The 14326-nt window shown below is 58.4% G+C and carries 11 protein-coding genes and 1 tRNA gene; 2 read left to right on the top strand and 10 right to left on the bottom strand.

What is annotated here, in order from left to right:
- Positions 1-5: 5 nt before the first annotated feature.
- The 7 genes from glmS to IOD40_RS01955 all read right to left on the bottom strand — a co-directional run bounded on the left by glmS (position 6) and on the right by IOD40_RS01955 (position 9308).
- Positions 6-1829 carry a glutamine--fructose-6-phosphate transaminase (isomerizing) gene (glmS, locus tag IOD40_RS01985; protein WP_198473740.1) on the bottom strand — a complete coding sequence of 608 codons (1824 nt, stop codon included), beginning with the start codon at positions 1827-1829 and terminating at the stop codon, positions 6-8.
- A 123-nt stretch (positions 1830-1952) separates the two neighbouring features.
- Positions 1953-3293 carry a bifunctional UDP-N-acetylglucosamine diphosphorylase/glucosamine-1-phosphate N-acetyltransferase GlmU gene (glmU, locus tag IOD40_RS01980; protein ID WP_198473738.1) on the bottom strand — a complete coding sequence of 447 codons (1341 nt, stop codon included), beginning with the start codon at positions 3291-3293 and terminating at the stop codon, positions 1953-1955.
- A 72-nt stretch (positions 3294-3365) separates the two neighbouring features.
- A complete protein-coding gene (gene recJ / locus IOD40_RS01975; protein WP_198473736.1) occupies positions 3366-5147 on the bottom strand; it encodes a single-stranded-DNA-specific exonuclease RecJ in 1782 nt (593 codons plus the stop codon).
- Positions 5148-5205: 58 nt separating this feature from the next.
- Positions 5206-6183: a class II fructose-bisphosphatase gene (gene glpX, locus IOD40_RS01970; protein WP_198474232.1), complete on the bottom strand. Its 978-nt coding sequence runs from the start codon at positions 6181-6183 to the stop codon at positions 5206-5208.
- Positions 6184-6311: 128 nt separating this feature from the next.
- Entirely contained in the window at positions 6312-7625 is a 1314-nt protein-coding gene (locus IOD40_RS01965) for a homoserine dehydrogenase (RefSeq protein WP_198473734.1), read from the bottom strand.
- 39 nt (positions 7626-7664) lie between these two features.
- Positions 7665-8882, bottom strand: coding sequence for an LL-diaminopimelate aminotransferase (locus IOD40_RS01960; RefSeq protein WP_198473732.1), 1218 nt, complete (start codon positions 8880-8882; stop codon positions 7665-7667).
- A gap of 72 nt (positions 8883-8954) precedes the next feature.
- Positions 8955-9308, bottom strand: coding sequence for a hypothetical protein (locus IOD40_RS01955; protein ID WP_198473730.1), 354 nt, complete (start codon positions 9306-9308; stop codon positions 8955-8957).
- Positions 9309-9417: 109 nt separating this feature from the next.
- Between IOD40_RS01955 and phaC the strand changes: the two genes are divergently transcribed.
- Entirely contained in the window at positions 9418-11241 is a 1824-nt protein-coding gene (gene phaC, locus IOD40_RS01950; protein ID WP_198473728.1) for a class I poly(R)-hydroxyalkanoic acid synthase, read from the top strand.
- Here phaC and IOD40_RS01945 read toward each other — a convergent pair whose 3' ends face one another.
- From IOD40_RS01945 to IOD40_RS01935, 3 genes are all read right to left on the bottom strand, one after another.
- Positions 11242-11991, bottom strand: a complete 750-nt coding sequence (locus tag IOD40_RS01945; RefSeq protein ID WP_198473726.1) for a cytochrome c biogenesis CcdA family protein — start codon at positions 11989-11991, stop codon at positions 11242-11244. It lies immediately after the preceding gene.
- Positions 11992-12123: 132 nt separating this feature from the next.
- The gene (locus tag IOD40_RS01940; protein WP_198473724.1) at positions 12124-13386 is read right to left on the bottom strand and encodes a Glu/Leu/Phe/Val family dehydrogenase; all 1263 of its coding nucleotides are present in this window, start codon (positions 13384-13386) and stop codon (positions 12124-12126) included.
- A gap of 227 nt (positions 13387-13613) precedes the next feature.
- Positions 13614-13689, bottom strand: a tRNA-Lys gene (locus IOD40_RS01935).
- 199 nt (positions 13690-13888) lie between these two features.
- Between IOD40_RS01935 and IOD40_RS01930 the strand changes: the two genes are divergently transcribed.
- On the top strand, positions 13889-14323 hold the full coding sequence (locus tag IOD40_RS01930; RefSeq protein ID WP_407649050.1) for a BA14K family protein: 435 nt from the start codon (positions 13889-13891) through the stop codon (positions 14321-14323).
- Positions 14324-14326: the final 3 nt, after the last annotated feature.

The following is a 14326-nucleotide window of genomic DNA, read 5'->3' as shown; positions in this document are numbered from 1 at the left end:
GTCCGCTATTCGACCGTAACGGACTTCGCGAGATTGCGCGGCTGGTCGACGTCCGTGCCGATGAATACCGCCGTGTAATAAGCCAGCAGCTGGATCGGCAAGGCGTAAATAATCGGGGAGATGATTTCCGGCACGTCGGGAACGACGATGGTCGCGAGCGTATCGACCGTCGATTCCGCTGCGCCCTTCGCGTCGGTGATGAGGATGATTTTACCCCCACGTGCCGCGACTTCCTGCATGTTGGAGACCGTCTTCTCGAAGATGCGATCGTGAGGCGCAATCACGATGACCGGCATCTTCTCGTCGATCAGTGCGATAGGACCGTGCTTCAGTTCACCCGCCGCATAGCCTTCCGCGTGGATGTAGGAAATTTCCTTGAGCTTGAGGGCACCCTCCATCGCCAACGGGAAGTTGGTGTCGCGGCCGAGATACAGGACGTGCTTGTATTGCGAGAGGTCGCGCGCCAGACGCTCGATCTGGCTCGCCAGCTTCAATACCTGATGCGCCAATCCTGGCGCTTCCGACAACTCGCGGACCAATTGCGCTTCCTGAGCGGCATCCACTGTGCCGCGCGCGACTGCTGCGCGAACCGCAAGTGCAGCTAGGACCGATAGCTGACAGGTGAATGCTTTCGTTGACGCAACGCCAATTTCGGGACCGGCAAGGGTCGGAAACACCGCGTCCGATTCTCTGGCGATCGTCGATTCCCGCACGTTGACGATCGCGCCGATCGGCAGACCCTCACTGCGGCAATAACGCAGAGAAGCCAGCGTGTCGGCCGTCTCTCCCGACTGAGAGATGAAAAGCGCGGCGCTGTTCTTGGTTATCGGCAATTCCCGATAGCGGAACTCCGAGGCGATATCGATGTCGACTGGAAGACGCGCATAGCGTTCGATCCAGTACTTTCCTACCAGGCCCGCGAGATAGGCGGTGCCGCAGGCTGACACATACAGACGATCGAGCTTCGCGAAGTCGAAGGGAAGCGAAAACTCTTTCACCTTGGAGTTTGCAAAATCGAGGTAATTCGCGAGCGTATGGGAGACGACCTCCGGTTGCTCGTAAATTTCCTTCTCCATGAAGTGACGATAATTGCCTTTGTCGACCATGTAGGCTGTGCCAAGCGACTGCTGCCGCCGACGGCTGACCGGGCTACCCTCAATGTCAAAGATTTCGACGCCGCTGCGACGCAGCACGGCCCAGTCGCCATCTTCGAGATAGGTAATGGCGTTGGTGAACGGCGCCAGTGCGATGGCGTCCGAGCCCAGATACATCTCGCCTTCCCCATGGCCAACAGCCAGCGGTGGACCGTTGCGGGCGCCGATGATCAAATCTTCATCGCCCCGGAACATGATTGCGAGCGCAAACGCTCCGCGCAGTACCCTCAACGAGGCGTGCGCGGCCGATACAGGATCCTTCCCCGCCTTGAGCTCCCGGGTGATCAGATGCGCAATGACCTCGGTGTCAGTTTGGGAATGAAACTCAAAGCCGTCAGCGATCAACGCAGCCCGAAGTTCGGCAAAGTTTTCGATAATGCCGTTGTGAACCACAGCGACGTCACCGGAAAAATGCGGATGGGCATTTGCCTCATTGGGAACACCGTGTGTTGCCCAGCGCGTATGACCAATCCCGATCGTGCCATCAAGTGGCTCATCGGCCAAACGCCGCTCAAGATTTACGAGCTTTCCTTCCGCACGTCGCCGCCCAAGCGCGCCATCAGAAATGGTTGCGACGCCTGCTGAGTCATACCCACGGTATTCAAGCCGCTTCAACGCATCCACGATGTGTGGCGCAACGTCAGCCCGCCCAACTATCCCGACAATTCCGCACATGCCGCGAACCCTTTTCTACCCCGAATGCAAGACGGTCATAGGACGTCCGTCTCGCGCGGGAGAAGTCACAATTCATTTCAGCAAGTGTCGTGCCAGGCGGCACAACCCAAACCAGTTATTCGTTTATTTTTCGGACTTTGCCTTGAGCCTATCGCGCAACTTGCGACCAAGGCCGAGCTTCGTCTCCTGTCGAGCGCGTCCAAAGGCAAGAGCGTCAGCGGGTACATCCTGCGTGACGACACTGCCAGACGCAACGTATCCGCCTTCGCCGATGCTGACGGGCGCAACAAGCGACGAATTCGAACCTATGAAGGCACCAGCGCCGATTTCCGTGTGATGTTTCGCAAACCCATCATAGTTGCAGGTGATCGTTCCCGCGCCAATATTAGCTTTCGCGCCAATATGCGCATCGCCAATGTAGGTCAGGTGGTTGACCTTCGCACCCTGGTCAAGAACCGCATTCTTGACCTCGCAGAAATTCCCGACCTTAGCGCCATCGCCAACCCGAGTGCCGGGTCTCAGTCGCGCGAATGGCCCAACCTCCGCACCAGCGTCAACGACTGCTCCCTCTAGGTGCGAAAATGCCCGGATACGTGCTCCCGAAGCCACCTTCACGCCGGGCCCGAAATAGATGTTCGGCTCCAGGGTCGCGTCAGCTTCGATTACCGTATCATGCGATAGCCGCACCGTCTCCGGAGCGAGCATTGTCACGCCGTCCAGCATGAGCTCCCGCCGGCGGCGCTGCTGCCACACGGTCTCCGCTTCTGCGAGTTCGGCCCTGGTGTTGATGCCGAGCACATTCTCGTAGGACGCCTCGGTCGCTACCACTTTCAGCCCGCGCGCCGTCCCGATCTCTACGACGTCGGTGAGGTAGAACTCGCCTTTCGCATTTTCATTCGTCACTGCGTCCAGCAGCGCCAGCGCATGCTCGCCGGCTATCGCCATGAGGCCACCATTGCAGAAGGTAATCTGCCTCTCCTCATCGCTTGCGTCGCGATGCTCCCTAATGGCGATGAGGGATCCATCCTTCTCGATCAAGCGCCCGTAACCATCTGGCTTCTCGGTGCGAAAGCCCATCACGACGACTGACGCACCTTTCGCAAGCTCGGATCTTAAAGAGGTCAGCGCGTCGACTTCGACCAGCGGTGTATCGCCAAACAGAACGAGGATATCATCATAGCCCCGTTCAATCTTCTCTCTTGCTGCCAGAACTGCATGAGCGGTTCCCAGGCGTTCTTGCTGCAGGAACACATCGGCATCGGGAGCGAAGGGCCTGACAGCGTCTCGAACCTTATCCGCTTCCCGTCCCACGACGACGGCAATGTCCGCACCTCGCGCGGCATTGACCACATGAGCGACCATAGGAAGATCTGCCACCCGGTGCAGCACTTTTGGCAGCGCGCTTTTCATCCGGGTACCTTCACCGGCGGCAAGAATGATCGAAAGGCACGTTCTGGAAATCATGGAAAATCCGACGAAAGCTGGATGGGCCGTTGGTGTAGCATCCGGAGCGCTCCGCTCCAATCCCTTCGCAATTTATGCCACAGCAGCGTCTTCTATGCGAAACTGCACCGACCGCTGACCATTCCACCAATTGGATGAAATGGTCCCAGCAATATGGACGGCCCTGCCGCGGCTGGACAAAAGGAAGTTTCCTAGATCTGTCCCGACAGTTCGAAAGGCCATCGCCTGGAGGCGCGCGCCCGTTTGCGAACGCAGGTCGACACGGAGATGGTTCTCACCAACTACTCTGGCATCCGCAATAGTATGCCTTGGCAGTGCCAGCATCGGTTGGGGATGGCCAGCGCCATAAGGGCCTGCACTTTCCAGCCGATCCAGCAGCTGGAAATTCGCGCCATCGGCAGATAGTGCCGCGTCGATTTCGAGCGCCGCAGCATCACGCAAACGCGTCACTTCCTCCGACGCCCACTCCTCGAAGAAGGCGCGAAGTTCACCAAGTTTCTCGCGTTGAACCGTAATGCCGGCGGCCATTGCGTGCCCGCCTCCTTTGACGAGGAGCCCGCGCTCGACAGCTCCCCTCACCATCCGACCAAGATCAAACCCCGGGATCGATCTCCCCGAGCCTGTACCAAGGCCATTCGGCATGAAATTGATCGCAAATGCAGGACGTTTTGCATGCTCTTTGAGCCGGGCTGCAATCAGCCCCACAATGCCGGCGTGCCAGCGGTCACTTGCGGTCACGAGAACCGCTGGACCATCTCCGAGTGCCAATTCAGCATCGGCCTCAGCACGTGCATCGGCCAGCATGACCTTTTCCATCGCCTGACGCTCGCTGTTCAACCGATCAAGCGTCTCCGCAATGGTGCGCGCATCCGTGGGATCGTCCGTCGCGAGCAAGCGACTGCCGAGCGCCGCATCCCCAATACGTCCACCGGCGTTGATGCGGGGACCCAACAGGTAACCCAGGTGGAATGGGTTGAGCGGCTCGCCAATCCGGGCGACCCGAGACAGCGCGCTAAGACCCACATTGCCGAGGCGGCGCATGGCAATCAGCCCTTTGACGACGAATGCTCGGTTAACGCCGACCAAAGGTACAACGTCACAGACTGTCGCCAGAGCAACAAGATCCAGATAGGAAAGGAGGTCCGGAGGCGAAACGCGGCTGCCTTGCTCGCGCAGTACCGCAACCGTTCTGACCAGGGTGACAAATACCACCCCAGCGGCACAAAGATGCCCCTGCCCCGAAATATCGTCTTCCCTGTTTGGGTTTACGACTGCAACGGCATTTGGCAGAGGACCCCCGACCTGGTGGTGGTCGAGCACCACGACCTCAGCCCCGACCTCATTCGCGGCGTCGATTGCTGCTCCGCTATTCGTGCCGCAGTCAACGGTTATGATCAGACGAGCGCCACGCGCGACCAGATCGCGCATCGCATCTGGGTTCGGACCGTAACCTTCGAAAATCCGGTCAGGAATGTAGATTTCAGCATCGATCCCGTAATGGGTCAGGAAGCGCATCAATAACGCGGAAGATGACGCGCCATCGACGTCATAGTCGCCAAAAATGGCGACCTTTTCCTGCCGCCTGATCGCCAGGGCGATCCGTTCAGCTGCGGCATCCATATCTGTGAATGAGCGCGGATCTGGCAGGAGGTCCCGTACGGTCGGGTCCAGGAACCGGGTTGCGTCGTCCTGAGACACTCCGCGTCCCGCGAGGACACGCGCGACGATGTCGGGCACCCCATGCGCTTGCGCCATCGCAAGCGCGATATTCTCATCTCGCAGATTAAGTCGGTGAACCCAGCAAAGGCCGTTCACCGACTTCTTGATATCGAGAAAATAGCGCCGTTCCGGCATATCCGCCCCCATCAGGATGCGAACATAGTCGCTCGACGTCGCTCAGACAAAGCCCTGATCAGAACTTGTCCAGATCCTGATGGCGAGCCTTGATCTCACGGACGGTGCCAGAGGATGAACGCATAACGATGGTGTGGGTCTGTATAGAGTCGCGACCGAACTTGACGCCCGACAGCATGTTGCCGTCGGTTACGCCGGTTGCTGCGAACAGAACGTCGCCCCGGGCCATCTCATCCATCGTGTAGACCTTGTTAGGGTCAGAGATACCCATCTTCGCGGCGCGCTCGATCTTCTCTTCAGTGTTCAGCTGCAAACGCCCCTGCATCTGACCGCCGATGCAACGCAGAGCGGCGGCTGCTAGCACACCCTCAGGCGCCCCACCCGTGCCCATGTAGATGTCGATCCCGGTCTCATCCGGGTTCGTGGTATGGATGACGCCCGCAACGTCGCCATCACCGATAAGGCGGATCGCTGCACCAGTCGCGCGGACCGCTTCGATCAGGCGAGCATGGCGCGGACGATCGAGAATGCAGGCCGTGATCTCATTGACCGGCACGCCCTTCGCCTTGGCAAGGTTCTCGATGTTCTCCTGAGGCGAGGCATCCAGATTCACGACGCCGGCAGGATAGCCAGGACCAACCGCAATCTTGTCCATGTAGACGTCTGGGGCGTAGAGGAGGCTTCCCTTCTCCGCGATCGCGATCACCGCAAGCGAGTTGGGAAGGTTCTTGGCGCAGATCGTCGTACCCTCGAGCGGATCAAGTGCAATGTCGACGCCAGGACCTTCACCCGTGCCGACTTCCTCGCCGATGTAAAGCATCGGAGCTTCGTCGCGCTCACCTTCGCCGATGACGACCGTGCCGTTGATGGGCAGGCGATTCAGCTCCGCACGCATCGCGTCAACCGCGACCTGGTCGGCGGCCTTTTCATCGCCACGGCCACGAAGCCGCGCAGCTGCAACCGCAGCGCGCTCTGTCACGCGGACCAATTCAAGGGTGAGGATACGGTCGAGACCAGATGAGGCTGCTTTGGCCATCATGACGAACCTTTTGTGAGATCAGGCATTTCCCGGCTGGGGTTGGCCTCTTTTGTCAAAGAGAACCACCCCAAGCAAGAGCGTTTCAGCTCTCGTCCAGACATCAATCGATTGAATATAGATACAGCTTACGCTGCTCTCTCAATTCTGATGACTTGTGCCTTGTCGACCAAATGACCATCGCTGGTGATTTTATCGACAGCCTTGCGAACTGCTGCCTCGCTCGTTTCGTGCGTCACAAGCACGACCGTCTTCTGGTCAGTCGTCTGCGGATCTGCCGCGCGCTGCACGATGGATTCCAGAGAAATCTCATTCTCGGCCATACGCTTTGCGATAGCCGCGAACACTCCGGTCCGATCATGAACGGTCAGGCGGATGAAGTAGCCGCCCTCATGCTTGCGAATGGCCGCTTTCTTGTACGCGGACAGCTCCTTAGCGGGCCGACCGAAGACTGGCCCGTGCTGGAAGCCAGGGCGGCTCTTCGCAATGTCGGCAATGTCGCCGATCACCGCCGAGGCGGTAGCATTGCCACCGGCGCCCGGTCCCGAAAGAAGCAACTCACCAAGAATATCGGACTCGATAGCCACCGCGTTCGTCACACCGTGCACCTGAGCGATAACCGACGAGGTCGGCACCATGGTCGGATGAACCCGCTGCTCGATCCCGCTCTCGGTCCGCTGTGCAACACCGAGCAGCTTAATCCGAAAACCGAGCTCCGCTGCGGCCCTTATATCCGCCTGCGAAATGTTCGAGATACCTTCCAGATAAATGTCGTCCGGAGATATCTTCGTGCCGAATGCCAAACTGGTAAGGATCGATAGCTTGTGGGCAGTATCATTGCCTTCGATATCGAAGGTCGGATCAGCCTCAGCGTAGCCCAGCCGCTGAGCGTCGGCGAGGCACTCTTCGAACGAAATGCCCTCAGCTTCCATCCTGGTAAGAATGTAGTTGCAGGTGCCGTTCAGGATACCGAAGACGCGCGAGACCGAATTACCAGCCAGCGCCTCGCGCAATGTCTTGATCACCGGAATTCCGCCGGCAACCGCAGCCTCATAGTTAAGAAGAACGCCATTTTTTTCGGCGACGAGGGCAAGTGACACGCCGTGCCTGGAAAGCAACGCCTTGTTGGCGGTCACGACATGGCAACTGCGCTCAAGTGCGGCCTGGACGCTAGCCTTGGCAGGCCCGTCCTCGCCGCCCATCAGTTCGACAAAAACGTCGATCTCGGCTTCACGAGCAAGTGCGACCGGATCATCGAACCATTCGACACCCGAGAGATCCACGCCCCGATCGCGGTTGCGATCACGTGCGGAGACAGCGGTCACGGCGATTGATCTACCGCACTGACGGGTGAGTTCTGCCGCCTTTTCCGCCAGAACACGCGCCACCGAGGCACCCACGGTACCCAGACCGGCAATCCCAACACGCAATGCTTCGCTCATGCCGCCGGCATCCTTCTTTCTTCGTTTGTGATTTGGAACCTATCGATGCGCCTTGAGCTCGACCACATTGTCGGGCGTAGCGCTGACCGTACCCAGGAAACGCTTGATGTTACGCGCAGCCTGGCGGATCCGATGCTCATTCTCGACGAGGGCGAGCCGGACATACTCGTCGCCGTGCTCACCAAATCCCACACCGGGCGCGACCGCTACGTCGGCCTTCTCCACCAGAAGCTTCGAAAATTCCAACGAACCCATGTGTCGGAACTGTTCCGGGATAGGCGCCCACGCGAACATCGTCGCAGCCGGCGCGGGGATCTTCCATCCAGCGCGTGCGAATGTTTCAACCATCACGTCACGGCGGCGATGATAGACGTCACGCACTTCGGCGATCTCCGAGCCATCCCCATTGAGCGCCGCAGTTGCAGCAACCTGAATCGGCGTGAACGCGCCATAGTCGAGGTAGGACTTTACCCGCGTCAACGCCGAGATGAGCCGTTCATTGCCGACCGCAAACCCCATGCGCCAGCCCGGCATGGAGAACGTCTTCGACATTGACGTAAACTCGACGGTCACATCCATCGCACCAGGCACCTGCAGGACGGATGGTGGCGGATTGCCGTCGAAGTAGATCTCCGCGTAGGCCAGATCCGACAGGATAATAAGGTCGTTCTTCTTCGCGAAGGCGACGACGTCTCGGTAAAAGTCCAGCGAAGCCACGAAGGCGGTGGGATTAGACGGATAATTCAGGATCAGCGCCAGTGGCTTGGGCGTAGAGTGCCTGATCGCACGCTCAAGTGCCGGAATGAAATTATCGTCCGGTTCTGCCTGCATCGAGCGAATGACGCCCCCGGCCATCAGGAAGCCGAATGCATGGATCGGGTAGGTCGGATTCGGGCACAAAATCACATCACCAGGAGCGGTGATGGCCTGCGCCATATTGGCAAAGCCTTCCTTCGACCCCAGCGTCGCGATGACCTGCGTGTCGGGATTGAGCTTCACACCAAAACGACGGGCATAGTAATTCGCCTGCGCCTTGCGCAGACCAGGAATTCCCTTCGAGGACGAATAACGGTGCGTACGCGGATCGCGCACAACTTCGACCAGCTTGTCAACGATGTTCTGAGGCGTCGGCAGGTCCGGATTCCCCATCCCCAGATCGATGATGTCCGCGCCACCCGCTCGGGCTGCAGCTTTCAGCCGATTAACTTGTTCAAATACGTACGGCGGAAGCCGGCGGACCTTGTGAAACTCTTCCATTGGAGAATCCGATCGCGAGGGGTTAGGCAATTCAGCCGCGCTATACACCTAAACCTTCCCCCGGTCGATAGTTCAGCGACCCTCGATGACCTTCAACGCATCGTCGGCGTGACTGTTACCAAGCGTTCTCAGCGCCTGCATGTCGCTGGGGGCTACGGATCCTCCAGCAGACAAGGTTTCCCGACGCCGGCGCAGTTCTTCTGTCTTTCTCTCGACCTCACCCTCGGTCAGCTGCTCGCTCGCAGGAACGGGGATAACGTTAAGGTTGGGATAGGCGCCCGTAGCAGAGAAAGTCGCAGGGGGCGCCGCCGGTTGTGCACTGTGCAAGGCCCCGACCGGGACTGCGTCTTCGATGGTCGCGGTACCGCACGCTTGCAGGCTTGGAAACATAATCCCCGTCATCAGGGCGATGCGCCACATTGTCATCGTTTCTTTGCCTCGTCTAAATGATCGCTGTTGGACCGAAACTCACATCACATGGTAATATGCGAACAGGAGCCTCCTGAAAAGGAAGCAACGGAGGACGCGAGTTAGAATGAGCACGCGCGACGATCGCGGAACCACCAGCTTTCCCCCGAATTTGGAGCAATATCTGGTAAAGGAACCGGAGAGCTTCGCTGTCAACCTAGCCCGGGCCGTCGAGGAAGCGGGGAAGGTAGCGTCTTCGTGGTTGGCGGCGCATGAACGTGGCGAGCTGCATAGTTCGACAGCTAACCCGTTCGCAGATATCGTCAAAACGCTTTCGAATCTGACCGAATACTGGATGAAGGATCCGAGCCGTGCGCTGGAGGCGCAAACGCGGCTGTTTTCTGCTTATCTCGAGGTGTGGTCGAACTCAATCCAACGGCTCTCCCAGCCTGAAATTGGGGAGGTTGCAAAGCCTGAAAAGGGCGACAAGCGCTTTCAGGACCCGGAATGGGCCAATAACGCGTTCTTCGATTTCTTGAAGCAGGCCTACCTCGTTACCTCTCGTTGGGCAAACGAGCTGGTAGAGCACGCAGATCTGGATGATCACACGCGGCACAAGGCCCAATTCTATGTAGGGCAGATCAGCCACGCGATTTCGCCATCCAACTTCCTCCTGACCAACCCCGAGCTCTTACGCGAGACAATGGCGTCAAATGGCGAAAACCTTGTTCGCGGCATGCGCATGCTTGCGGAGGATTTTCAAGCTGGGGGTGGCGACCTGAAAATCCGTCATACGGAACCGACGCATTTTGAAATCGGCAAACACCTGGCCCTTACTCCCGGAAAGGTGGTTGCGCGTAATGAGTTGGCGGAGATTCTTCAATATGAGCCGGCCACTGACACCGTGCTCAAGCGGCCTCTGCTGATCTGTCCGCCTTGGATCAACAAGTTCTATATTCTCGACCTGAACCCGCAGAAATCCTTCATCCGTTGGGCGGTGGAACAAGGTCACACTGTCTTTGTCATATCCTGGGTGAACCCCGACGAGCGGCACGGGACCAAATGTTGGGAGGCCTACATCCGCGAGGGGCTGCAGTTTGCTCTCGATACCATCGAGGAGGAAACCGACGAGACGGAGGTAAATGCCATCGGTTATTGCGTCGGCGGCACATTGCTCGCCGCGGCACTGGCGCTGTTTGCCAAGGAGGGTGAAGAGCGCATCAAGTCGGTAACTTTCTTCACGACCCAGGTCGATTTCACCCATGCAGGTGATCTGAAAGTCTTCGTGGATGAAGATCAGATCGAAGCGCTTGAGCGAGCCATGTCCGGCAAGGGTTATCTGGATGGAACCCGAATGGCGATGGCATTTAACATGCTGCGCGCGGGTGATCTTATCTGGCCTTACGTCGTGAACAATTATTTGCGGGGCAAGGCGCCGCTTCCCTTCGATCTTCTGTTCTGGAATTCAGACGCGACCCGGATGGGAGCCGCCAACCACTCCTACTATCTGCGCAACTGCTATCTGAACAATAATCTCTCAGCGGGGCGCATGGAGCTGGCAGGAAAGAAACTATCGCTCAGCGACGTCACCATCCCAATCTACAATCTCGCTGCGCGGGACGACCACATTGCTCCGGCACGCTCTGTATTCGAAGGGTCGAAATGCTTCGGCGGCCAGATGACCTACGTGCTGGCAGGCTCCGGCCACATAGCCGGAGTGATCAATCCGCCGTCCGCCCTCAAATACCAGTTCTGGACCAGCAGTGCCAGTTTGGCTGACTTTGACGAGTGGGTTGCCAATGCACACGAGACTGCTGGCTCCTGGTGGCCCCACTGGCAAAACTGGATCTCCGGGCTGGATGAACGACACGTTCCGGCGCGCACGCCACTTGCCAACGGGAAGGCATCTCTCGGCGACGCACCCGGCGAGTATGTGATGGTTCGCGCGTAACTACCCGAGTGTTCCGAGGACAGGAAACGTTTCCAGCAACCAGAATGATGCTGTCTGGATCCCGCCGGTGAGGAACAGCAGGCCGGCCGCCACAAGCAGCCCGCCCATCACCTTTTCAATCCGGCCCAAATGTATCCTGAACCGGCTCAGGAAACGCATGAAAGCACCAGAGAAAAGCGCAGCGATCAGAAATGGAATACCGAGACCGAGGGAGTAGGCGAAAAGGAGCATTGCGCCATCGGTCACGGTGTCCCTTCCACCAGCCAGCGTCAGGATCGGACCTAGAACCGGGCCGATACAGGGCGTCCAGCCAAACGCGAAAGCCAGGCCCATAATATAAGCGCCCGTCGCACTCGCGGGTTCGCCTCCGCCCTGAAAGCGGACCTCACGTGAGAGGAACGGGAGCCTGATGACGCCGAGGAAATTCAAACCCATCAGTATGATAAGCAGACCAGCGACGATCGCCAGTTCCTGTTGCCAGGCGCGGAGAACCCCGCCAATCGTCGAGGCACCAGCTCCGAGCGCTACGAATACGGTCGAAAATCCGAGAACAAATGCGATTGAAGCGCCCAGCAGGGCCTTTCGCGCAGGCGCAACCGCAGTGAGCCGGTCCGAGCTGGCTCGGAAATCATCGATTGAGACCCCGGCCATATAACAAAGATAAGGCGGCACGAGAGGCAGCACACAGGGCGAAAGGAAGGACAAAGCCCCTGCCCCGACCGCGCTCAAATATCCGATATCAATGGCCATCCCAAGCTCACCCGTTGTCTTCGGGCCTCGGTATAACCTTTGGTTCTATCAAGCTCCAATCACCAAGCCGTGGCATAGGGTCGCTTGAAAAGCCCGCCGGCTGAAATTGCAGCCGACGGGTGGAATAGTACGTCAGTTCGCGAAGTAGTTCTGGGTACCATGGGCCTCAATGGCGTCGGCAATTCGCGAAAGAGCGTGGACATAGGCCGCGGTACGAACGGTGATGTTCTTTTCCTTCGCCGTCGTCCAGATGGCACGACCTTCGCGTTCCATGATCGTGCGAAGACGGTCGTGGATTTCTTCAACGGTCCAGTAGTAGCCCTGCTTGTTCTGAACCCATTCGAAATACGAGACGGTCACACCACCAGCGTTTGCCAGGATGTCTGGCAGGACAACGACGCCCTTGCGAGCAAGAATCGTATCCGCCTCGGACGTGACCGGGCCGTTCGCCAGCTCCAGAATGATCTTCGCCTGGACGATCTCGGCGTTCGCCTTGTGAATCATGTTCTCAAGTGCTGACGGAACCAGAATGTCACAATTCGCACCAACCAGTTCTTCAGCTGGCATGGCTTCGTGGCCGTGCTGGCCAACAGTCGAGGTCACGGACGCGCCGCTGCGCTTGGCCGCGAGCAGAGCTTCGATGTTCAACCCATCGTCGCACTTTACTGCGCCCTGAGAATCCGAGACGGCGACGATCTTGTGGCCATCAGCAGCAAAAAGGCTGGCGATGTGCTGACCGGCATTACCGAATCCCTGGACTGCAATCCGAAGTTCTTCGAGGCCGAGGTCACCAGCCAGGTGGCGCACGAGATAGTAGCCGCCGCGCGCAGTCGCGTCGCCGCGCCCCAGAGAGCCACCAAGCGAAATCGGCTTGCCGGTGATCACCGCTGGCTCGGAACGACCCACAATCTGCGAATACTCGTCAGCCATCCAGCCCATCACCATGGAGTTGGTGTAGACGTCCGGCGCCGGGATATCCCGATCCGGACCGATGGTGCGAGCGAAAGCCTGAATGTAAGCGCGCGACAGACGCTCAAGCTCAGCCTTGGAAAGCTTGCGCGGGTCGACCTGTACTGCGCCTTTGCCGCCACCATAAGGAAGATTCATCACCGCGCACTTGAAGGTCATCCAAAATGCGAGGGTCTGAACTTCGTCTGCATTGGAGTCCGGATGATAGCGGATGCCGCCCTTGGTAGGGCCACGGGTGTCGTCATATCGGCAACGCCAAGCGAGAAACGATTTTCGTGACCCATCATCCATACGGATCATGAGGCGAACCTGGGTAGTCTCTCGGGCGTATTTGAGCTTCTCGATGACATCTGGGTCGATGGTCAAGTGGGCTGCCGCTTCGTCTAGGCGTACGAGGGCGTGATCGAGAAGGCTTTCTTCCGACATCATGACTCCTATGGGCCACTGCAAGTTGTTAGGGAACCGCTGCTTATGAGAAAGACAGGGAATTCGCAACCGTCGTCAGCGATACTGACCTATTTTTTGTAATTTTATCTCGGTTCTTATGTCGCACACGCAACTTTGAAACAAGCTGAGACCACAAAAACCAATTTCGGCATCACAACGGCAGCGTTGTCCTGAACGAGGCTTCATGCGATGCTGGAAGAAGGGGGTGGTGAGCGCGCAGGGGTTCGAACCCTGGACCTACTGATTAAAAGTCAGTTGCTCTACCGGCTGAGCTACGCGCTCCGGACGCTTAAAGCGCTACCCGAAGGTGGCCGGAACATAGGGAGATACCCGCCACGGGTCAACAGCAATATCAACGAAAAACACGCTTTTGGGAACGTTTCAACAGCCCCGCCGTTTCTGCCGGAAGGGACCGAACGAGACCAACAATGCAAGAGGATCAGGCATGTTGAAAATAGTATCAACCTTATGCGCGGCCGCCATGGCCCTGACAGTCCCCTTCGCTGCACCGGCGATTGCCATGCCAACTGGGGCTCCTTCCTGGGATCGGAGCGACTCCGTTATCCAGGTACAGGGCGAATGGCGGAGAGATAGACATCAGCGCCGAGACCGATTCGAACGTCGAGGACGGGACGTCTATTGGCGTGGACATCGGGGCTACCGCGACCATCGCCCAGGTTACCGCCGCCACGGCGACTTCTGGTTCCCCGCTGCCGCTTTCATCGCTGGTGCGGTGATCAGCGGCGCGATTGCCAATCAGCAGCCTCGCCACGTTGCGCCCCCAACCCGTGTCTATCGCGGCAGTGACGCCCACGTCGATTACTGCCTGAACCGGTATCGTTCATACCGTCCATCAGACAACACCTTCCAGCCATATAACGGCCCGCGCCGTCAGTGCACGTCGCCTTACCGTTAAGCG

Source organism: Aquamicrobium zhengzhouense (assembly GCF_016124105.1).
GTDB lineage: Bacteria > Pseudomonadota > Alphaproteobacteria > Rhizobiales > Rhizobiaceae > Aerobium > Aerobium zhengzhouense.
The sequence above is the reverse complement of the archived record's forward strand: the minus strand, read 5'-3'. Positions and strand labels throughout refer to the sequence as shown.

Bases quoted from the DNA above. Each gene is read 5' to 3' on its own strand.
- IOD40_RS01930 (WP_407649050.1), top strand. From the start codon at position 13,889: ATGGCCCTGACAGTCCCCTTCGCTGCACCGGCGATTGCCATGCCAACT.
- glpX (WP_198474232.1), bottom strand. From the start codon at position 6,183: ATGGCCAAAGCAGCCTCATCTGGTCTCGACCGTATCCTCACCCTTGAA.
- IOD40_RS01945 (WP_198473726.1), bottom strand. From the start codon at position 11,991: ATGGCCATTGATATCGGATATTTGAGCGCGGTCGGGGCAGGGGCTTTG.
- glmU (WP_198473738.1), bottom strand. From the start codon at position 3,293: ATGATTTCCAGAACGTGCCTTTCGATCATTCTTGCCGCCGGTGAAGGT.
- IOD40_RS01940 (WP_198473724.1), bottom strand. From the start codon at position 13,386: ATGTCGGAAGAAAGCCTTCTCGATCACGCCCTCGTACGCCTAGACGAA.
- IOD40_RS01955 (WP_198473730.1), bottom strand. From the start codon at position 9,308: ATGACAATGTGGCGCATCGCCCTGATGACGGGGATTATGTTTCCAAGC.
- IOD40_RS01960 (WP_198473732.1), bottom strand. From the start codon at position 8,882: ATGGAAGAGTTTCACAAGGTCCGCCGGCTTCCGCCGTACGTATTTGAA.
- recJ (WP_198473736.1), bottom strand. From the start codon at position 5,147: ATGCCGGAACGGCGCTATTTTCTCGATATCAAGAAGTCGGTGAACGGC.
- glmS (WP_198473740.1), bottom strand. From the start codon at position 1,829: ATGTGCGGAATTGTCGGGATAGTTGGGCGGGCTGACGTTGCGCCACAC.
- IOD40_RS01965 (WP_198473734.1), bottom strand. From the start codon at position 7,625: ATGAGCGAAGCATTGCGTGTTGGGATTGCCGGTCTGGGTACCGTGGGT.
- phaC (WP_198473728.1), top strand. From the start codon at position 9,418: ATGAGCACGCGCGACGATCGCGGAACCACCAGCTTTCCCCCGAATTTG.